The sequence below is a fragment of the Pseudonocardia tropica genome (genome assembly GCF_040105315.1).
Classification (GTDB): domain Bacteria; phylum Actinomycetota; class Actinomycetes; order Mycobacteriales; family Pseudonocardiaceae; genus Pseudonocardia; species Pseudonocardia alni.
Genome location: NZ_JBEDNP010000006.1, coordinates 194,960 through 215,233 on the forward strand (window position 1 = coordinate 194,960; position 20,274 = coordinate 215,233).

General features: G+C 76.4%; 16 protein-coding genes. 12 read left to right on the forward strand and 4 right to left on the reverse strand.

All coding sequences use genetic code 11. The features are described 5' to 3' along the window. Positions 1–31 precede the first annotated feature (31 nt). Positions 32–292 (reverse strand): sortase domain-containing protein, encoded by a 261-nt coding sequence (locus tag WHI96_RS12445; RefSeq protein ID WP_345648978.1) that lies wholly within the window; start codon positions 290–292, stop codon positions 32–34. Positions 293–391: 99 nt separating this feature from the next. Between WHI96_RS12445 and WHI96_RS12450 the strand changes: the two genes are divergently transcribed. Further along, positions 392–1,366, forward strand: coding sequence for a threo-3-hydroxy-L-aspartate ammonia-lyase (locus WHI96_RS12450; protein WP_345648975.1), 975 nt, complete (start codon positions 392–394; stop codon positions 1,364–1,366). Between the two features lie 84 nt (positions 1,367–1,450). Here the strand turns inward: WHI96_RS12450 and WHI96_RS12455 are convergent, their stop codons facing one another. Continuing rightward, positions 1,451–2,758, reverse strand: a complete 1,308-nt coding sequence (locus WHI96_RS12455) for an MFS transporter (protein ID WP_345648972.1) — start codon at positions 2,756–2,758, stop codon at positions 1,451–1,453. Between the two features lie 337 nt (positions 2,759–3,095). Beyond that, positions 3,096–4,112 (reverse strand): alcohol dehydrogenase catalytic domain-containing protein, encoded by a 1,017-nt coding sequence (locus WHI96_RS12460; protein ID WP_345648969.1) that lies wholly within the window; start codon positions 4,110–4,112, stop codon positions 3,096–3,098. Between the two features lie 70 nt (positions 4,113–4,182). Here WHI96_RS12460 and WHI96_RS12465 point away from each other — a divergent pair, with 70 nt between their 5' ends. From WHI96_RS12465 to recD, 9 genes are all read left to right on the forward strand, one after another. Next, positions 4,183–4,830 carry a TMEM175 family protein gene (locus WHI96_RS12465; protein ID WP_345648966.1) on the forward strand — a complete coding sequence of 216 codons (648 nt, stop codon included), beginning with the start codon at positions 4,183–4,185 and terminating at the stop codon, positions 4,828–4,830. A 273-nt stretch (positions 4,831–5,103) separates the two neighbouring features. Continuing rightward, positions 5,104–5,490, forward strand: coding sequence for a DUF6319 family protein (locus tag WHI96_RS12470; RefSeq protein WP_425571651.1), 387 nt, complete (start codon positions 5,104–5,106; stop codon positions 5,488–5,490). A 305-nt stretch (positions 5,491–5,795) separates the two neighbouring features. Then, positions 5,796–6,281: a peroxiredoxin gene (locus tag WHI96_RS12475; RefSeq protein WP_345648964.1), complete on the forward strand. Its 486-nt coding sequence runs from the start codon at positions 5,796–5,798 to the stop codon at positions 6,279–6,281. A 40-nt stretch (positions 6,282–6,321) separates the two neighbouring features. After that, on the forward strand, positions 6,322–6,921 hold the full coding sequence (locus WHI96_RS12480; RefSeq protein WP_345648961.1) for a TetR/AcrR family transcriptional regulator: 600 nt from the start codon (positions 6,322–6,324) through the stop codon (positions 6,919–6,921). 100 nt (positions 6,922–7,021) lie between these two features. Then, positions 7,022–7,681 (forward strand): biliverdin-producing heme oxygenase, encoded by a 660-nt coding sequence (locus WHI96_RS12485; RefSeq protein ID WP_345648959.1) that lies wholly within the window; start codon positions 7,022–7,024, stop codon positions 7,679–7,681. A 63-nt stretch (positions 7,682–7,744) separates the two neighbouring features. Next, positions 7,745–9,166, forward strand: a complete 1,422-nt coding sequence (locus WHI96_RS12490; RefSeq protein WP_345648957.1) for an SDR family NAD(P)-dependent oxidoreductase — start codon at positions 7,745–7,747, stop codon at positions 9,164–9,166. Positions 9,167–9,212: 46 nt separating this feature from the next. After that, a complete protein-coding gene (gene recC / locus WHI96_RS12495) occupies positions 9,213–12,590 on the forward strand; it encodes an exodeoxyribonuclease V subunit gamma (RefSeq protein WP_345648954.1) in 3,378 nt (1,125 codons plus the stop codon). Then, complete coding sequence (locus tag WHI96_RS12500; protein ID WP_345648951.1) at positions 12,587–16,072, forward strand: UvrD-helicase domain-containing protein; 3,486 nt, start codon at positions 12,587–12,589, stop codon at positions 16,070–16,072. The genes recC and WHI96_RS12500 overlap by 4 nt, the downstream gene beginning before the upstream one ends. Then, a complete protein-coding gene (recD, locus tag WHI96_RS12505) occupies positions 16,069–18,075 on the forward strand; it encodes an exodeoxyribonuclease V subunit alpha (RefSeq protein WP_345648949.1) in 2,007 nt (668 codons plus the stop codon). The genes WHI96_RS12500 and recD overlap by 4 nt, the downstream gene beginning before the upstream one ends. Positions 18,076–18,099: 24 nt before the next feature. Here the strand turns inward: recD and WHI96_RS12510 are convergent, their stop codons facing one another. Then, the gene (locus WHI96_RS12510; protein WP_345648947.1) at positions 18,100–19,023 is read right to left on the reverse strand and encodes a DedA family protein; all 924 of its coding nucleotides are present in this window, start codon (positions 19,021–19,023) and stop codon (positions 18,100–18,102) included. A 166-nt stretch (positions 19,024–19,189) separates the two neighbouring features. Between WHI96_RS12510 and WHI96_RS12515 the strand changes: the two genes are divergently transcribed. Continuing rightward, complete coding sequence (locus tag WHI96_RS12515; protein ID WP_345648945.1) at positions 19,190–19,780, forward strand: GNAT family N-acetyltransferase; 591 nt, start codon at positions 19,190–19,192, stop codon at positions 19,778–19,780. Positions 19,781–19,796: 16 nt separating this feature from the next. Further along, the gene (locus WHI96_RS12520) at positions 19,797–20,273 is read left to right on the forward strand and encodes an NUDIX hydrolase (protein ID WP_425571654.1); all 477 of its coding nucleotides are present in this window, start codon (positions 19,797–19,799) and stop codon (positions 20,271–20,273) included. Position 20,274 lies beyond the last annotated feature (1 nt).

A 20,274-nucleotide genomic window follows, 5' to 3' on the forward strand; every position in this document is an offset into this window, starting at 1 on the left:
CGCTCCGCGGGGCGCGGGGCGATCGGGCCGCTCAGCGGACCTGGTCGGCGAACACGACGACGTTGTCGACGTAGCTGCGGGCCGACCGGTCGAACACCCCGCCGCAGGTGATCAGCCGCAGGCCCGCGTGGTCGAGGTCGCCGTAGACCTCGGCGGTCGGGAAATCCGCCGTGGGGAAACGCCCGACCCGGCGCACGACGAACACCACCGACGTCCCGTCGGCGCGGTCGACGCGGATCTCGTCGCCGGGCTCCAGGGTGTCCAGGTCGGCGAACGCGCCGGGCAGCCCCACGCAGGTAGCAGCGATCCGGACGTGTCGGTCGTTACACCCGATCGTGACCGGACCCGAACGGGCTTGAACCGGCTCCGCCGGGCGGCGGAAGGTGGTCCCGTGAACGCTCTCCCCACCCCCGACGACGTCCGTGCCGCCGCAGCGATCCTGCGCGGGCACGCCCACCGCACCCCCGTCCTCACCTCCCGGCTCACCGACGCCGAGCTCGGCGCGCAGGTGTTCGTGAAGGCGGAGAACCTCCAGCGCACCGGGAGCTTCAAGTTCCGCGGGGCGTTCCACACGCTGTCCCGGCTGTCCGACGCACAGCGGCGGGCGGGGGTCGTCGCGTTCTCCTCGGGCAACCACGCCCAGGCCGTCGCGCTGGCCGCACAGCTGCTGGAGGTCCCCGCGACGATCGTGATGCCGCACGACGCCCCGGCCTCGAAGCTCGCCGCCACCCGCGGCTACGGCGCCGAGGTCGTCGGCTACGACCGCTACGCCGAGGACCGCGCGGCCATCGCGACCGCACTGTCGGAGGAGCGCGGGCTCACCCTCGTCCCGCCCTACGACCACCCGCACGTCATCGCCGGGCAGGGCACCGCGGTGCTGGAGCTGCTGGAGGACCACGGCCCGCTCGACGCGCTGTTCGTCTGCCTCGGCGGGGGCGGGCTGCTCTCCGGGTCGCTGCTCGCGGCACAGGCCCTGTCCCCCGACGCCGGGGTGTACGGCGTCGAGCCCGAGGCCGGCGACGACGGCCTGCAGTCCCTGCGCGCCGGGCACGTCGTGCGCATCCCGCAGCCCCGCACGCTCGCCGACGGCGCCGCCACCACCCACCTCGGCGACCACACGTTCCCGGTGATCGCGCAGCTCGTCACCGACATCGTGACCGTGCCCGACACCGCCCTGGTCGAGTCGATGGCGCTGTTCGCGGCGCGCTACAAGGTGCTCGTCGAGCCGACCGGGGCGCTGGCGTTCGCGGGTGTGCGCGCCGCCGTCGCCGCGGACCCGCAGCGGTGGAGGGGGGCCCGGATCGGCGTCACGATCTCCGGCGGCAACGTCGACCTGGACCGCTTCGCCGCCCTCGTCACCGGCTGACCGCGCCGCCGGCACGGGCGGCACGACACGGAGCGGCCCCCGGCCGGACGGTCCGGACGGGGGCCCGCTCGGGGCGGAGGGGACTCAGCGCCGGTCGTGCTGCAGCGCGTCCTCGGCGATCACCGCCTCGGTCGGCAGCCCGGGCACCTCCCGGACGGCCTCCTCGGCGTCGGCGCGCTCGTGCGACGGGCCGGGCCGCTCGGCCTCGGCGTCGGCGGCGTCCAGCTCGCGGCGGATCGTCGACAGCAGCGCCACCCCCACCAGCACGACGACCGCGGCGATCAGGAACGGCACCGAGGCGCCGACGGCCGCGGCCATCAGGCCCGCGGCGAACGGGGCGAGACCGCCACCGATGAACCGGACGAACCCGTAGGTCGCCGACGCGGTCGGGCGGGGCACCGGCGAGATCGACATGACCGCCGTCGTCACCAGGGTGTTGTTGACACCGACCACGACCCCGGACAGGACCACCGCGACGATCACCACGGCGGGCACGTCGGCGAACAGCCCGATGGCCGCGAGCAGGACCGCGATGCCGACGAGCGCGCCGTAGAGGGTGCGCGCGGTGCCGAGGCGGTCCTTGAGCCAGGGCGCGCCGAACACCGCGAAGACCGCGACGAGCAGGCCCCAGCCGAAGAACACCGCACCGAGGGAGATCGGGTCGAGCCCGCCCATCAGGAACGGTGCGTAGCCGAGCAGGGTGAAGAAGCCCCAGTTGTAGAGCAGTCCGACCCCGCTGGTCGTGGCGAGCGCGCGGTGGCGCAGGGCGGTCAGCGGTTCGGAGAGCGTCGCCTTGCGGGTCGGGACCGGCGTCGGCTCCAGCAGCACGACGGTCGCGACGAGCGCGATCAGCATCAGCACCGAGACACCGAAGAACGGGCCCCGCCAGGAGACGTTGCCGAGCAGCCCGCCGAGCAGCGGACCGGTGGCGATGCCGACGCCGAGCGCGGTCTCGTAGAGCACGATCGCGCCGGCGAACCCGCCCGAGGCCGAGCCGACGATCACCGCGAGCGAGGTCGCGATGAACAGCGCGTTGCCCAGGCCCCAGCCGGCGCGGAAGCCGACGATGCCCCAGATCCCCGACGACGCCCCGGCCAGCGCGGCGAACACCACGATCAGCGCCAGGCCGGTGACGAGGGTCTTCTTCGCGCCGATCCGGGACGACACCCAGCCGGTCACCAGCATCGCGATCGCGGTCACGACGAGGTAGCTGGTGAACAGCAGCTCGACCTCGGTGTGCGTGGCGTGCAGCTGCCCGGACAGCGACGGCAGGATCGGGTCGACCAGCCCGATGCCCATGAACGAGATGACGCAGGCGAAGGCCACCGCCCAGACGGCCTTGGGCTGGCGGAACGGGCTGGGGGCGTGCGCTGCACCGGATGTTCGGGACATGTCATCGCCTTTCCCCGGGAACGGACCCCGGAGAGATCATGGACGTTTCGGACCTGCTGACCATTGCATCACGCAACCCATGTCATGAGCAATGCGAACGACCGTGACCGTGCCCATGCCCCGCCACGGTCGGGCCCTCCCCCGGCAGGCCGCGTTCCCGGGCGCGCTCGCCGCGATCGGCGTTCTGCTCCCGGCCGTGCTGGGCCGGGCCGGTGGCGCGTTCGCGACGTGGACGGGCGTCACGGCCCGGTGCCGCGGTGCGGGGCGCACCGCCGTCGGGGCGATCGCTCGACGCGCTCGGCCTGGTCGCCGGCGTCGGGAACGCCGTGCTGGGCGCCTACCTGTTCCGCTGACCGGTCCGCAGCACCGGCTTGCCCGGGGCCCGGTCCGGCGACTCCAGGTGCGCGTGCGCGGCGGCGACGGCCGCGACGCCGTCGTCCAGGTCGAAGACCCGCTCCACCAGCGGGGTGAGCGTGCCCGCGGCGAGCCCGGCCCGGGCGAACGTCTCGGCCCGGGCCAGCACCGCCGCGTCGCCGGTGACCTCGCGGACGTGGAAGCGGCGCAGCCACACCGGCGCGTACCCGGCCGCGGGCAGCGGTGTCGGCTCCCCGGACAGTCCGCCGTGGACGATCACCGCGCCCCCCGGCGCGCAGGCCCGCACCAGCCGGGCGACACCGGGCCCGCCCTCGGCGTCGAGGACCAGGTCGGCACCGCCGCCGAGCGCGGACCGCAGCGCCTCGGCGTCGGGCGTGCCGGTCAGCACCTCCGCGGCCCCGGCGGAGCGCAGGACCCCGGCGTGCCGGTTGTCGGGCACCACGGCGACGGCGTGCACCCCGAGGTGCCGCGCGACCTGCAGCGCCGCGGCCCCGATGCTGTTCGCCGCGGCCGTGACGACGAGCCGGTCCCCCTCCCGCAGCCGGACGGCGTGGCGGGTCATGCCCCACACGGTCAGCAGCGGCATCCACAGCGCGGCGGCGCCGTCGTCGTCGAGACCGGGCGGGCGGGCCAGCAGCGACCGGACCGGCACGACGGCCTCGTCGGCGTAGACCGGGTGCTCGTTCTGCGACGACGCCGGGATCACGCACACCTCGTCGCCGGGCACCCAGCCCGTCACCCCCGGACCGGTCCCGAGCACGGTGCCCGAGCACTCGCCGCCCAGGCCCGCGGGGAGCACCGGGGCGTCGAGGTAGGTGCCGCGGCGGAAGTTGACCTCGGAGCGGTTGAGCCCGACCGCGTGCACCCGGATCCGCACCTCCCCCGGGCCCGGGTCGCGCAACGGCAGCCGCTCGACCCGCAGCACCTCCGGGCCGCCCGTGGCGTGGAAGCGGACGGTGCGCACGAGCGGGGTCGTCACGACGGACCAGCCTAGGTCCGCGGCGGCCGGTAGGGCACGATGAGCGCCGTTGCACGGAGAAAGGACAGCGATGCGGCGTCGGGTCGAGGTCGGGCTGGAACGGATCACGTTCTTCAGCGACGGGGTGTTCGCCATCGCGATCACGCTGCTGGTGCTGCCGCTGACCGACGCCGAGTTCGGCCCGGGACCGGTCGCCCCGCAGCTGGTGGAGCTGCTGCCGCGGATGCTCACCTTCGCGCTGAGCTTCGCGGTGATCGGGCGGTACTGGACGGTCCACCACCAGCTGTTCGCCCGCTTCGACCGCGCCGACGCCCGGATGATGACGCTCAACCTCGGCTACCTGTTCGGCATCGCGTTCCTGCCGTTCCCGACGTCGCTGCTCGGCGGGCACGGCGACAGCACCGCGGCCGTCGTGCTCTATGCGGCCAACCTGGTCGTCATCGGCTCGTTCTCCGCCGCGATGTGGGCCTACGGCTCCTACCGCGGCCGCCTGACCCGCGCCGACGTGACACCCGACGAGGCCCGCCACACGCTGGTCAACGGGCTGGCGCCGGTGGTGTCGTTCCTGCCGTCGCTCGCGATCGCCCCGCTGAGCCCGACCTGGGCGATGCTGTCCTGGCTCCTGACCATCCCCGTCTCGGCGGTCGCGGAGCGGCTGTTCCCCGAGCACCGCGCGGCGCGGGCCCGCGCGCGGGCGGGGACGCCGGACACGGCGTGAGGCCCGGACCTCGTCGCTGATCTCGGCCAGGTTCCCGTCGGGGTCGCGCAGGTACTGGTCGAGGTGGTCGACGCGGATGCCCGCGATGCCGGCAGCCGGGCCGCCCGCACGCCGATCCTCCTGTGGGTGACCGCCACCGCCCCGGACCGTGACCGGGCGTCGGACGTCGACACCCACACAGGGCAATCGGGCGGGTCGCTACCGGCGAACGGGCGTTCGTGAATCACCCTTGTACCTGGCCGTGCAGCCGGGTGGAGAGGGACGAGGACGCACGTGGACGACGACCTGACGACCGGCGGGGAGACCCCGCCCGCGGACACCGCGAGCACCGGGACGCCCGAGCCGCCGAAGCGGAGGCGGGGCAGGCCACCGGGCTCGACGGCCCGCACCACCCGGGTCGTGACCATGACCCTGACCGTCAGCGGTTCCGCCGACGGCGACTGGCAGGCCGAGCTGAAGCAGGGCAGCACGTGGGTGGCCCGCGGTCTGCCGGTGACGGCGTCGGCGGTCTCCGCGGCGGCCGCGGCGCTGCACGCCGACCTGTCCGGTCCGGTCGACGAGCTCATCGAGGGCGCCCGGTCGGCGAAGGCCGCGCGGGTCGCGGAGCTGGAGGCAGAGCTGGAGCAGGCCCGCAAGGACCTGGCCGAGCTGGAGCAGTGACCCGCGCCGGTGTCGTCGGCGACCGAGTGCGGCGCGCAGGCGGAGGCGGTCGGGGCCGGATGCGGTCCCCGCGCACCTTCTCCTCCCACAGCACCTCGGCCGGGTCCTGGCCCTGGCCCGCCGATCGCCCCACGGGATCCGGCCGTCGCACGCCCCGACCACCGGCCCGTCCCGTTCCCGATCGGTGTTCCCGCGCCGCACGGTGCTCGACGACGGGCGGGGTGTGACGACGGCGCGGGGCCCGTCGGGGCGACGCGGACTAGGGTCGGTCCCGACCGCTCCACCCGCAGCACCAGGAGGAACCCGTGGCTCTCGCCGCCGGTGACCAGATCCCCGACGTCACCCTGATGACCCCGTCCGCCGAGGGCCCGAAGCCCGTGCAGAGCGCCTCGGTGCTCGGCACCGGCACGGTCGTGCTGTTCGGTGTGCCCGGCGCGTTCACCCCGGCCTGCTCCGACACCCACCTGCCCGGCTACGTCCTGCGCCGCGACGAGCTCAAGGCCAAGGGCGTCGACACCGTGGCCTGTACCTCGGTCAACGACGCGTTCGTCCTGGAGGCCTGGGCCGAGTCCCGCGGCGCCGGCGACGCGGTGCTCATGCTCGCCGACGGCAACGGCGACTTCGCCAAGGCCGCCGGTCTGGACATGGACGGGTCGAAGTTCGGCCTCGGCACCCGCTCGCAGCGCTACGCCGCGATCGTCACCGACGGCGTCGTGCGCTGGATCGGCGTCGAGCCGGTCCCGCCGACCGTCGAGGTCTCCGGCGTCGAGTCGGTGCTCTCGCAGCTCTGAGGTTCCGGGCCGACCGGTACGCGGGCCTACACTGGCCCGCGTGCCGAAGGTCCTGGGCTCGCTGGCGACGCACCGCGAGCAGGTGCGCGAGCGGGTGTTCGACGCCCTGCGCGTCCAGCTCTACGAGCGCGGCTTCGACACGGTGACCCTGTCCGGGGTCGCCGCGGCCGCCGGCGTGGGGCGCTCGGCCCTCTACAATCACTTCCCCGACCGTCAGGCCCTGCTCGTCGCGTTCGTCGAGCACGAGGCGGAGCGCTACGTCGCCGAGCTCGACGCCGCGCTCGCCGAGGCCGCCGACCCGCGCGAACGGCTCGCCGCCTTCGCCCGGCTGCAGCTGCGCCGCCTCGCCGGGTTCCACCTCCCGCCCGGCCAGGCGCTGGCCGGTGCCCTCGACCCGGCCGCCTACCGCCGGATCGCCGCGCACGCCGACCCCATCTCCGACCGGCTGGTGGCGGTGCTGCGCGAGGGCGCGGCGCAGGGCTGCCTGGTCGACGACGACCCCCGGGTGCTCGCCGCCGTCGTCGCCGGGGCGCTGTCGAGCAGGCGGATCGTCGACGTCGAACCGGCCGAGCTCGACGCGACGATCGAGACGGCGGTCGCGGCCGTGCTGCGAGCGGTCTCGACGGTTGCGCGCGACTGAGGCTAGCCTTACCCGCGTCGGGGCCCTACCATCATGATCTGACACGGTGTCAGATCCGGCGCCGTGCCGTCGCACCAGACGTCACGTCACGGGAGGGCCGATGGACGCCACGACCCCCATCACGGGCACGCTGTCCGCCGATCTCCGCCAGGCCACCTGGGCGGTCCACGAGCAGGCACACGGGTCGACCTACTTCGCGGCGCTGTTCGACGGTGCGCTGCCGCTGGACGCCTACACCCTGCTCGCCGAGCAGTACATCGCGATCTACACCGCGCTGGAGGGGGCCGGGGACGTCCTGGCCGCCGACCCGGTCGCGGCGCCGTTCGTGATCGACGAGCTGCGCCGGGTCCCCGCCCTGCACGCCGACCTCGACGCCCTCGGCGGCGGTGTCCCCCGGGTGCTCCCGTCGACCACGGCCTACGTGGCGCGGCTGCGCGAGGCCGCGACGGACCCGGCGCTGTTCGTGGCCCACCACTACGTCCGCTACCTCGGCGACATGGCCGGCGGCCAGGTCGTCGGGAAGATCCTCCAGCGCACCTACGGCATCGACGGCCCCGGGCGGCTGTTCTACGACTTCAAGGCCCTCGGCAGCCCGTCGGTGTTCCGGACCCGCTATCGCGCCCTGCTCGACGGCGCGGCCTGGACCCCGGCGCAGCGGGACCGGCTGCTGGCCGAGGCGGTGCACGCCTTCGAGCTGAACATCGCCGTCCTCACCGAGATGGCCGAGGAGGTCGGGCTCGCGCAGCCGCTGGCGTCCTGAGCCGGGATCGGGGGAACTAGGATCGACGCCCGTCCCCCGACCACCGATCCCAGGAGTGTCCCGGTGTCCAGCCCCGGCATCGACCCGGACGAACTCGCGACCGCGCTGAAGGTACTGGCCCAGGTCGACGAGCTGCCGCCCGAACACCCCGACGCCGTGGTCGTCCGGCGGGCGACCGCGGGGATCTGGAAGTCGGTGCGGCTGCGCCGCCGCGCCGAGAAGCGGCAGGCCGAGAAGTCCTCCGACGAGGCCGTCACCGCCGCCACCGCGACCGGCGCGGCCGGGCGCATCGACGACGAGACCGCCGGCATCCCGCTGGTGTCGAACACCCCCGGCGCGACCGCGGGGACGCTGCACCGCGCCCGCGGCTGCTACGTCTGCAAGACGCGCTACACCGTGGTCGACGCCTTCTACCACCAGCTGTGCCAGGACTGCGCCGCCGCGCACCGCGCCCACCGCGCCGCCCGCACCGACCTGTCCGGGCGCCGCGCGCTGCTGACCGGCGGCCGCGCCAAGATCGGGATGTACATCGCGCTGCGGCTGCTGCGCGACGGCGCGCACCTCACCATCACCACCCGCTTCCCGCGCGACGCCGCCCGCCGCTTCGCCGCGCTGCCCGACGCCGCCGAGTGGCTGCACCGGCTGCGGGTGATCGGGGTGGACCTGCGGGACCCGGCCCAGGTCGTCGCCGTCGCCGACGAGGTCGCCGCCGCGGGGCCGTTGGACATCCTGGTCAACAACGCCGCGCAGACGGTGCGCCGCTCCCCCGGTTCGTACTCCGCGCTGGAGGCGGCCGAGCACGAGGAGCTGCCCGCGGGCGAGCTGCCGGAGATCGTGTCGTTCACCAGCGCCTCGCGCGAGCACCCGCTCCTGCTGGCCGGGGCGGTCCCGGGCGGACGCGAGCTGGCCGCGCTGGCGACGTCGGCCCGTTCGGCGTCGCCGGAGCGGATGGCCGCCGGCACCGCGGTCGACGCGGGCGGGCTGCTTCCCGACACCGCGGCGGTCAACAGCTGGGTCGACCACGTCCAGCACGTGGACCCGCTCGAGCTGCTCGAGGTGCAGCTGTGCAACCAGACGGCGCCGTTCGTGCTGGTCTCGCGGCTGCGCCCGGCGATGGCGGCGTCGACGGCACGCAACAAGTACGTCGTGAACGTCTCGGCGATGGAGGGCGTGTTCGGCCGCGGCTACAAGGGTCCCGGGCACCCGCACACGAACATGGCCAAGGCCGCGCTGAACATGCTGACCCGCACCAGCGCGGGCGAGATGTTCGCGACCGACCGGATCCTGATGACCGCCGTGGACACCGGCTGGATCACCGACGAGCGCCCGCACCCGATGAAGCTGCGCCTGGCCGAGGAGGGGTTCCACGCCCCGCTCGACCTCGCCGACGGCGCCGCCCGGGTCTACCACCCGATCGTCGCCGGGGAGGCCGGCGAGGACCTGCACGGGGTGTTCCTGAAGAACTACCGCGTGTCCTCCTGGTAGAGGGGTCCACCCGTCACTGTCGGGGGTCGCCGCTACCGTGCGGTCCGTGCTGGAGATCCATCGGGCCGAACGCGCCGACACCCTCGTCGAGGCGCTCGCCGACGTCCTGGCGGCCGGCTCGGGCGACCCGTTCGCGGCCGAGACCGTCGCGGTCCCCGAGCGGGGGGTGGAGCGCTGGCTGGCCCAGCGGCTCGCGCACCGGCTCGGTGCGGGGACGGGCAGCGGCGGGGTCTGCGCGAACGTCCGGTTCCCGGCGCCGGCCGCGCTGCTCGGCGGGGTCGTCGCGCACGTCACCGGCACCGACCCGGCGACCGACCCGTGGTCGCCCGGCCGGTCGGTGTGGCCGCTGCTGGAGCTGATCGACGAGGCCGTCGCCGGCCCCGGGGACGAGCGGTTCACCGCCCTCGCCGCGCACCTGGAGCGGGGTGGGCACGGCCGCCGCTACGCGCTCGCCCGCACGCTGGCCGGGCTGTTCGGCTCCTACGCCACGCACCGCCCCGAGCTGCTGCGCCGCTGGCGCGCCGGAGAGGACGCGGTGCCCGCCGACCTGGGGTGGCAGCCGGAGCTGTGGCGCCGCCTGCACACCGCGCTCGGGGTCCCCGGTCCCGCCGAGCGCCTCGACGACGCGGTGGCCCGGCTGCGCGCGGGTGCCGACCCGGGCCCCGAGGTCGGGCCGCGGCTGTCGCTGTTCGGCCCGACCCGGCTGGCCGTCGAGCACCTGGCCGTCCTGGAGTCCCTCGCGGCGCACCGGGAGGTCCACCTGTGGCTGCCGCACCCGTCGCCGGCGATGTGGGACGCGGTGCGCGCCGCCCGGACACCGGGGGTGCCCTCGCGCGCCGCCGACACCAGCGCGGAGGCCGTGCGTCATCCGCTGCTGCGCTCGCTCGGCCGGGACACCCGGGAGCTGGCCCTGCGGCTCCCCGGCGCCGGGCCCGGCGTGACCGACACCCACCACCCGGCCCCCTCCGGGAGCGGCGCACCGACCCTGCTGCGCCGCCTGCAGACCGCCCTGCGCGACGACGCCGTGCCGCCCGCCCCGGAGGACCGTCCCCTGCTCGACGCGGACGACCGCAGCGTCGCGCTGCACTCCTGCCACGGCCCGGACCGGCAGGTGGAGGTGCTGCGCGAGGTGCTGCTCGGCCTGCTCGCCGCCGACCCGGACCTGGAGCCGCGCGACATCATCGTCATGTGCCCGGACATCGAGGTGTTCGCGCCGCTGATCACCGCCTCGTTCGGCCTCGCCCCGGACGCGGACGTCCCCGACGGTGCGGGCCCCTCCCGCGACGAGCTCCACCCCGGGCACCGGCTGCGGGTGCGCCTGGCCGACCGCGCCCTGCGCCAGGCGAACCCGCTGCTGGGCACGGTGTCGTCGCTGCTGGAGCTGGCCGGGTCCCGGGTCAGCGCCTCCCAGGTGCTCGACCTGGTCGCCTCCGCCCCGGTGCGGCGCCGTTTCCGCTTCGACGACGACGCGCTGGAGCGGCTGTCCGAGCTGGTCACCGCGGCCGGGGTCCGGTGGGGGCTCGACGCCGCGCACCGGCGGCCCTACCGGCTCGACGGGGTCGAGCAGAACACCTGGCGGGCCGGGCTGGACCGGATGCTCGTCGGCGTCGCGATGGCCGAGACGCCGGGCGCCCCGGCCTGGCTGGGCACCGCGCTGCCGCTGGACGAGGTCGATTCCTCCGACGTGGACCTCGTCGGGCGGCTCGCCGAGTTCGTCGACCGGCTCGCGACCGTGCTCGGTGCGCTGCGCGGCCCGCAGCCGCTGTCGGTCTGGGTGGACGCGCTGGTCGAGGGGCTGTCCGCACTGACCGACACCACCCCGACCGACGCTTGGCAGGCCGGGCAGGCCCGGGCGGAGCTGGCCGACGTCGTCGCCTCCGCGGGGCCGCAGGCCGCCACGGTCGATCTCGACCTGCCCGACGTGCGCGGCCTGCTCGCCGAGCGGCTGCGCGGGCGGCCCAGCCGGGCCAACTTCCGGACCGGCACGCTGACCGTCGCGACGCTGGTGCCGATGCGGGCCGTCCCGCACGAGGTCGTGTGCCTGCTGGGCTGCGACGACGGGGTGTTCCCCCGCGCCGGCGCCCCCGACGGCGACGACGTGCTGGCCCGCGACCCGGTCGTCGGCGAGCGGGACCCGCGCGGGGAGGACCGCCAGCTGCTGCTCGACGCGATCTGCTCGGCCACCCGGCACCTGGTCGTGGTGTCCTCCGGCGCCGACGAGCGCACCGGCGCCGACCGGCCGCCGTCGGTGCCGGTCGGGGAGCTGTGCGACGCGATCGACGCCTGCGTGCGGACCGGGACCGAGGCGACCGCGTCGCAGGCGCTGCGGGCCCGGCACCCGCTGCAGCCGTTCGACCGGCGCAACTTCACCTCCGGCGCGCTGCTGGCCGGCGGCCCGTTCAGCTTCGACCGGGCCGCGCTGCGCGGCGCCGAGGCCGCGGCCGGGCCGCGCACCGTGACCCCGCTGTTCGGCGCGGACCCGCTGCCCCCGCCGGAGGACCCGCCGGACGGGGTGGTCGAGCTCGACGAGCTGGTCGCCTTCGTCGAGCACCCGGTGCGGGCGTTCCTGCGCCAGCGGGTGCGGGTGCTGCCGCCGGAGGAGAACGTCGAGCCCGACGACGCGCTGCCGGTCGAGCTCGACGGCCTGGCCACCTGGAAGATCGGGGACCGGCTGCTGACCGACCGGCTCGCCGGGGCGGCACCGCAGGCCGTCGCCCGGGCCGAGACGCTGCGCGGTGACCTCCCGCCGGGCGGGATCGGGCACCGGGTGCTCACCGAGGTCGGCGGGCAGGTCGAGCCCCTGGTCGCCGTCGCCGCGGCGGTCGCGACCGGCGAGGCGGGCTCGCAGGACCTCGTCGCGCAGCTCACCGGCACACCCGAGGACGGCCGCGCCGTCGCCGGGACGGTGCCGGGCCTGCACGGCGACGTCGTGGTGCGCGTCGAGTACTCGCGGCTCAAGGCCAAGCACCGGCTGCGGGCGTGGGTGCAGCTGCTCGCCCTCACCGCCGCGCACCCCGGCCGGTCCTGGACGGCGGTGACCGTCGGGCGCGGGCCCGGCGGCGCGGCCCGCTCGGTGCTCGGCCCGGTCGACCCCGGCCTCGCCCGCCGCACCCTGGCCGACCTGGTCGCGCTGCGCCGCGAGGGCCTGCGGGCGCCGCTGCCGCTGCCCACCGACGCCGCCGCCGTCTACGCCCGCAACCGCGCCCGCGGCGTGGTCCCGGCCAACGCGTCCGCCGCCGCGGAGAGCGAGTGGTCGCGCTTCGAGCACGCCGATGCCACGCACGTCTTCGTCCGGGGCGCCGCGGGCGGCCCGCTGGTCGTCCGCCCCGAGCCCGGCTCCGGCGGGGAGCCCACCCGCTTCGGGGAGCTCGCCGTCCGGCTGTGGGCACCGCTGCTCGACCACGAGAGGCAGGACGCGCCGTGAGCACCACCAGCGTGTTGTCGGCACCGACCTTCGCGGTCGACGGGCCGCTGCCGACCGGCACCGTCGTGCTGGAGGCGAGCGCGGGGACGGGCAAGACCTACACGATCGCCGCGCTGGCGACCCGCTACGTCGCCGAGGGCGTCGCGGACCTGGACCGGCTGATGCTGGTCACCTTCGGCCGCGACGCCACCCAGGAGCTGCGCGAGCGGGTCCAGGAGCGGCTGGTGGGCACCGAGCGGGCGCTGGCCGCCGTGCAGTCCGGCGCCACCCCGCCGACGCCGGAGGCCGACCCCGTGGTCGCGCACCTGGCCGCCACCGACCCGGCCGAGCTGGAGCGGCGCCGGGCCCGGCTGGCGACGGCGTCGGCGTCGTTCGACGCGGCGACGATCGCCACCACCCACCAGTTCTGCATGCAGATGCTGGCCGGGCTGGGCGTGGCCGGGGACAACGACCCGGACGCCGAGTTCGTCGACCACGTCGACGACGTCGTCACCGAGGTCGTCGACGACTTCTACGTGCGCAAGTACGCCGCCCCGAACGCGGGCCGCCCGGCGTTCGACCGGGCCGCGGCCCTGGCGCTGGCCCGCCGCGCCGTCGGCGACCCGCAGGCCGAGCTGGAGCCCCGCGACGCCGACCCGGCCACCCCGGCCGCCACCCGGTACGGCTTCGCCACCGCGGTGCGCCGCGAGGTCGACGCCCGCAAGCGGCGCTCGCGCATCTACAGCTACGACGACATGCTCACCCGCCTCGCCGCCGCGCTGCGCGACCCGGTCCGCGGCCCCGCCGCCCGGGAGCGGCTGCGGTCGCGGTTCTCGGTGGTGCTCGTCGACGAGTTCCAGGACACCGACCCGCTGCAGTGGGAGATCCTGTCCCTGGCGTTCCACTCCGCCCCCGGCACGACGCTGGTGCTCATCGGCGACCCGAAGCAGGCGATCTACGCCTTCCGCGGCGCCGACGTGCACAGCTACCTGCGGGCCGCCGACGCGGCGGCGACCCGGCGCACCCTGTCCACCAACCGCCGCAGCGACGCGGCCCTGCTCACCGCGCTGGACGGGGTGTTCGACGAGGCCGCCCTCGGGGACTCCGGGATCGTCGTGCACCCGGTCCTGCCCCACCACACCGGGCGGCGGCTGACCGCCCGGCACGACGCCCCGCTGCGGCTGCGGCTGGTCGACCGGGACCGGCTCGACCTGACCGGGCGCGGCCTGGCCCGGGCCAAGGGCGCCCGCGCGGTGGTGGCCCGCGACGTCGCCGTCGACCTGTCGCAGCTGCTCGACGGCACCGCCCGCTTCGCGGGGGAACGACTGCGCCCCGGGCAGGTCGCGGTGCTGGTGCGGACCAACGCCCAGGGCCTGCTGGTGCGCGACGCCTGCGCCGAGGCCGGGGTGCCCGCCGTGCTCACCGGCTCCACCAGCGTGTTCACCACACCGGTCGCCGCGGAGTGGCTGACGCTGCTGGAGGCCGTCGAGCAGCCGCAGCGCTCGATGCGGCTGCGGGCCGCCGCGCTGACCCGGTTCGTCGGCCACACCGTCGCCGACCTCTGCGGGCCCGACGCCGAGGGACTGGTCGACCAGCTCGGCGCGGACCTGCGGGCCTGGCACCAGGTCCTCGCCGAGCGCGGGGTCGCCGCCCTGCAGGAGGCGGTGTTCGCCCGCTACGCCCCCGCCGAGCGCCTGCTGCGCAGCCCCGACGGCGAGCGCGACCTCACCGACGTGCGCCACGTCGGCCAGGTGCTGCACTCCGCGGCGCTGGAACGCCACCTGGGCCCCACGGCGCTCACCGAGTGGCTGCGGCACCGGATCGGCGAGGCCGCCCGAGACACCTCCGCCGAGCGGAGCCGACGGCTGGAGTCCGACGCCGACGCCGTCCAGATCGTGACGGTGCACCGGTCCAAGGGGCTCGAGTTCCCGGTGGTGTACCTGCCGTTCGCGTGGGACCGCTGGGTCGACGACCGGCCCGAGACGCTGCTCTACCACGACACCCCGGCCGGCGGCGACGGTCAGCGACGGCTGCTCGACGTCGGCGGGTCCACCGGGCCGGACCGCACCCGGCGCACCGCGCTGCACCAGGCCGAGGAGGCGGGCGAGGACCTGCGGCTGCTGTACGTGGCGCTCACCCGCGCCTGCAGCCAGGTCGTCGCCTGGTGGGTCCCGGGGACGACGACGGCGGCGTCGTCGCTGCACCGGGTGCTGTTCGGGCACGCCGGGGCCGGCGCGGAGCCGGAGCCGACGGCGAAGGTCCCCGGCGACGCGAACGCGCTGGCGTTCCTGCGGGAGCGGCTCGCCCCGGCCGGCGCGTCGGTGGAGACCCTGCACGACCGCGACCCCGCCGACCGCACCCCGGTCCCGCCCGACGCCGGGCTGGCCGTCGCGACGTTCACCCGCACGCTGGACACCGCGTGGCGGCGCACGTCCTACACCGCGCTGACCGCGGCCGCGCACGCCGCGCACCATCCGCACCCGGCCGTCGACGCCGGGCCGGAACCGGCCGCGACCGCGCCCGGGGTGCTGACCGAGCCCGAGGACGAGGGCATCGTCGACGAGCCCGACTCCGCCCCACCGCCCGGTGCGGGCCCCACCGGGGACGTCACGGCGGGCGGAGCCGACCCGGCGGCGTTCCCCTCCCCCATGGCCGACCTGCCCTCGGGCACCGGGTTCGGCACCCTGGTGCACGCCGTGCTGGAGCACCTCGACACCCGCACGGCGGCCGAGGGTGACGCCGCGCTGCGGGCCGAGGTCGTCGCGCACGTCACCGAGGAGCTGCGCCACCAGCCGGCCGACCTCGATCCCGACGAGCTCGCCGACGCGCTCGTCCCGGTGCTGCGTACCCCGCTCGGGCCGATCGCCTCCGGGCTGGCGCTGGCCGACGTCGCCCCGGGCGACCGGCTGTCCGAGCTGGACTTCGAGCTGCCGCTGTGCGGCGGGGACACCCCGACGGGCCGGCTCACCCTGTCCGGGCTGGCCGCCGCCGTCCGCAGGCACCTCGGGCCCGGCGACCCGCTGCACGGCTACGCCGACCTGCTCGACTCCCCCGACCTCGCCGGACAGCCGCTGCGCGGCTATCTGACCGGCAGCATCGACTCGGTGCTGCGGGTCCGTGACGGGGCCGGGGAACGGTTCCTCGTCGTGGACTACAAGACGAACTGGCTGGGCCCGATCGGCCCGTCCGGACGCGACCCGCTGACCGCGGCGCACTACACCGCCGACCGGCTGGCCACGGCGATGGCCGACGCGCACTACCCGCTGCAGGCGCTGCTCTACGCCGTCGCGCTGCATCGCTACCTGCGCTGGCGGCTGCCCGGCTACGACCCGGACACCCACCTCGGCGGGGTCGGTTACCTGTTCCTGCGCGGCATGTGCGGGCCGGACACCCCGGTCACCGGGTCCGGGCCGCTGGCCGCGCCGTGCGGTGTCTTCGCCTGGCGGCCACCCGCCGCCCTGGTCGAGGAGCTGTCGGACCTGCTGGACGGAGGCACCCCGTGACGACGACCGCACCCCCCACCCCGGCGCCGGCGGCGTCCCCGGCCCCCGAGCGGGACCCGTTCGGTCCGCGGGCCGCCCGCACCGCGACCGGGGTGCTCGCCGCGTTCAACACCGCCGAGATCCTCGCGCCGGGCGACGTGCACGTCGCCCGGCGGCTCGCCGCCCTCGGCGGGCGCGGCGACCCGACCGCCGCCGACCCGGCCGCCGCCGAGCCCGAACCGGTGGTACTCGCCGCCGCGCTGGCCGTGCGCGCGATCCGCAACGGGTCGGTGTGCGTGGACCTGGCGAGCGCCGCGGCCACGACCGCGGGCGAGGGCGAGGTCGCCGTCGACGTGTCCGGGCTGCCGTGGCCGGAGCCCGCGACGTGGCGCGCGGCCTGCGCGGACAGCCCGCTGGTCGCCGTCGGCGAGGACGGTCCCGCCGGGCGCCCGCTGCGCCTGCTCGGGGACCTGCTCTACCTGGAGCGCTACTGGCAGGAGGAGGAGCTCGTCCGCCGCGAGTTCACCGCGCGCGCCGGGCCGGTCGCGACCGTCGACCCCGACCGGCTGTGCGCGGCGCTGGACCGGCTGCTCGGCGACCCCGGCGCCGAACGGCAGCGCCTCGCCGCCGCGGTCGCCGCGCTGCGACCGGTCGCCGTGATCGCCGGCGGCCCCGGCACGGGCAAGACGACGACGGTCGCGGCCCTGCTCGCCGTCCTGCACGACCTGCACCGCGCGACCGCCCCGCCCGGCGCGCCGGGTCTGCGGGTGGCGCTCGCCGCGCCGACCGGGAAGGCCGCGGCCCGGCTGACCCAGTCCGTCGCCGAGGCCCACGGGCGGCTGCCGGAGACCGACCGGGCCGCCGTCGCGGGGGCGACGGCGTCGACGTTGCACCGGCTGCTGGGCTCGCGGGGCACCTCGGGCCGGTTCCGCCACCACCGGGGCAACCGGCTGCCGCACGACGTCGTGGTGGTCGACGAGACGTCGATGGTGTCGCTGACGATGATGGCGCGGCTGCTGGAGGCCGTCCGACCGGACGCCCGGCTGGTGCTGGTCGGGGACCCGGACCAGCTCGCGTCGGTGGAGGCCGGCGCGGTGCTCGGCGACCTGGCCGCCGCGGGCGGCCGGGCCGAGCCCGCGCTGCAGGACGCGCTGACCGCGTGCGGGGCGTTCCGTGTGGACCGGCCCGTGCCGGCCTCCGGCGCCGCGGGCGTCCCCGCGCCCGCCGAGCCGGGCCCGCCCGTCGTGGTGCGCAACGGGGTGGTGCGGCTCGAGCGCAACTGGCGCTTCGGCGGCACGATCGCGGACTTCGCCGCCGCCGTGCAGGGCGACGACCCCGACGCCGCCGTCGCGTTGCTGCGCCGCGGCGCGGCCGACCTGTCCTTCGTCGACGGCGACGCGGCCGAGATCGAGGCACGCCGGCTGGACACGTTCCGCCAGGACGTGACCCGGGCCGCGGTGAACGTGATCGGAGCGGCCGAGGCCGGGGACTCCGAGCAGGCACTGCGGGTGCTCGACGACCACCGCGTCCTCTGCGCGCACCGGCGCGGCCCGCACGGGGTGACCCGCTGGACCGCGGAGATCGAGCGCTGGGTGGAGACCGAGCGTCCCGGCTTCGCCGCCGAGGCCCCCTGGTACCCGGGCCGTCCGCTGCTGGTCACCACGAACGACTACGACCTGGGCCTGTTCAACGGCGACACCGGCGTCGTGGTCCGGACCGCGTCCGGGCGCCGCGCGGTGTTCGCCCGGGACAACTCCTCGGTCGCGTTCGAGCCGGCCCGACTCGGCGGCGTCGGCACCGTCCACGCGATGACGGTGCACCGCAGCCAGGGCAGCCAGTTCCGGCGGATCACCGTGGTGCTGCCGCCCGCGGACTCGCCGCTGATGACCCGAGAGCTGCTCTACACCGCCGTCACCCGGGCCAAGGAGTCCGTGCGGATCATCGGCACCGAGGAGGCGGTCCGCGCCGCGATCGGCCGTCCGGCCGGGCGCGCGAGCGGCCTGCAGCAGCGGCTCGGGACCTGAGGTCCCGAGCCGGCGCGGGCACCCTCACGCGGCGGGCGGGGTCTGCCGCTTCTGCCTGCGGCTCGCCTGGAAGGACACGAACACGACCAGCGCCAGGCTGATCCACAACGCGTACTTGTCGACGGCGAGCACCACGTCGACGGCGTCCTGACCGAGGCCGAACCCGAGCCCGGCGACGAGCCCGGTGATCAGCGCGGCGCCGATCGCGTCGAAGAGCAGGAACGTCGCGAGCCGCATCCTCCCCAGTCCGGCGACGGCGAACACCGCGGCGGCCGGGATGCCGGGCAGCGCGGCCGCGACGACGGCGATCGGCATCGCCCAGCGCGGCCAGCTGCGGATCCGGCCGACGAACCGCTTCGCGAGGTCACCGGGCGCCCACAGCGCGACGATCTTCTCGCCCCACCGGCGCCCGGCCAGCCAGAACAGCCAGTCGAACTTGATCATCCCGAACACCCCGGCGGCGACGACCACCCACAGGTCCGCCTCGCCGATCCGGGCGAACGCCGCGCCCGCGCCGACCGCGGAGAGGCTGCCCGTGACCGCGGCGAGCCACACGGGGTGCGACGCCAGCAGGAACGGCCGCAGCGGCATCGTCACCAGCATGAACACGAGCAGGCCGAGCGTGGAGAAGACGAGCACCTTGTCGCCGCGCGACATCGGGTGGTCCCACGGCATCGCGTCGCGCCACGCCTGCTTGCCCGCCTCGATCTCCTCCGGGCTGTAGTCGCGCCGCCACCACCGCGTCCGTGCGGGGGCCGCGCCGTGGTCGGCCGGGGCGGATCCGGTCCCGTCCGGCGCCACCCCGCCCGCGACGGCTGCGGGCCGCGCCGGGGCGGTCGCGGGCGCGTCCGGTGCCACGGTCGCGACGGCGTCCGTGCCGTCCCCGCGGTCCGCGGCGGACCCGCCGCTTCCCGCCCGTGCGGCCGGCCGGGTGTGGTCGCTCGTCATCGTCGTCCCCCTCGTCCGATGGCGTTCCATCGGAACACGACCCTAGGCGGGCCGGGGTCCGGCCCGGATCGGCGGCGAGGACGAGATGCCCACCGTCCCCGTCCTCGTCCGGGCGGAGGAGGAAACCGCTCGGCGGCGGCCCGCGGCGCGGCTACGCTCCCGCCCCGTGCCGCCGTCCGCCACGCCGACCGACGGGCCGTCCCTCGACGCCCCCGTCACCCTGCGCCCCCTGGTGCGCGCCGACCTGCCCCTGCTGCGGCGCTGGCTGGCCGCGCCGCACGTGCACCGGTGGTGGTTCCACGAGACCACCGACGAGGCGCTCGAACGCGACTTCGGGGCGGGGCTGCGCGGGGAGGAACCGGGCGAGGACCTCGTCGCCGAGCTCGGTGGTGTCCCGGTCGGGCTGGTCCAGCGCGCCCGCTGGCACGACTACCCCGAGGAGGTCGCCGCGATCGCGCCGATCCTGACGCTCCCGGACGGTGCGCTGACCGTCGACTACCTCATCGGGCCGGTGGAGCTGACCGGGCGCGGGCTGGGCCCGCGGATCATCGCCGCCGCCGTCGCCGAGGGCTGGGAGCGCTACCCGGAGGCGACGGCGGTGGTCGTCCCGGTGGCCGCGGGCAACCGGGCGTCGTGCCGGGCGCTGGAGAAGGCCGGGTTCCGCCGGGTCGCGACCGGGGAGCTGCCCCCGGACAACCCGGCCGACCCCCCGCTGGCCCACGTGCACCGGCTCGACCGGCCCGCCCGTCTGGGATGATCCCCGCGTGCCTCCCGTGACCAGCGCCGGACTCCTGCTGCACCGGGCCGGGCCGGGCGGCCCGGAGGTGCTGCTCGGCCACATGGGTGGACCGTTCTGGGCCCGCAAGGACGACCAGGCCTGGTCGCTGCCCAAGGGCGAGCACGGCCCCGACGAGAGCCCGCTCGACGCCGCCCGCCGCGAGTTCACCGAGGAGATCGGCGCCCCGCCCCCCGACGGCGAGCCTGTCCCGCTCGGCACGGTCCGCCAGTCCCGCAAGACCGTCACCGCCTTCGCGCTGGACGGGTCCGGCCTCACCGGCGCCGACGCCGTCGCCGGCCGTCCCGACGACGGCGGCTGGGTCGAGATGGAGTGGCCACCCCGCTCCGGGCGCACCCTCCGCTTCCCCGAGCTGGACCGCGCCGCGTGGTTCGACCTCGCCACCGCCCGGGAGAAGATCGTGAAGGGGCAGGTGCCGTTGCTGGACAGGTTGGCCGCGCTGCTCGGCGGGTAGT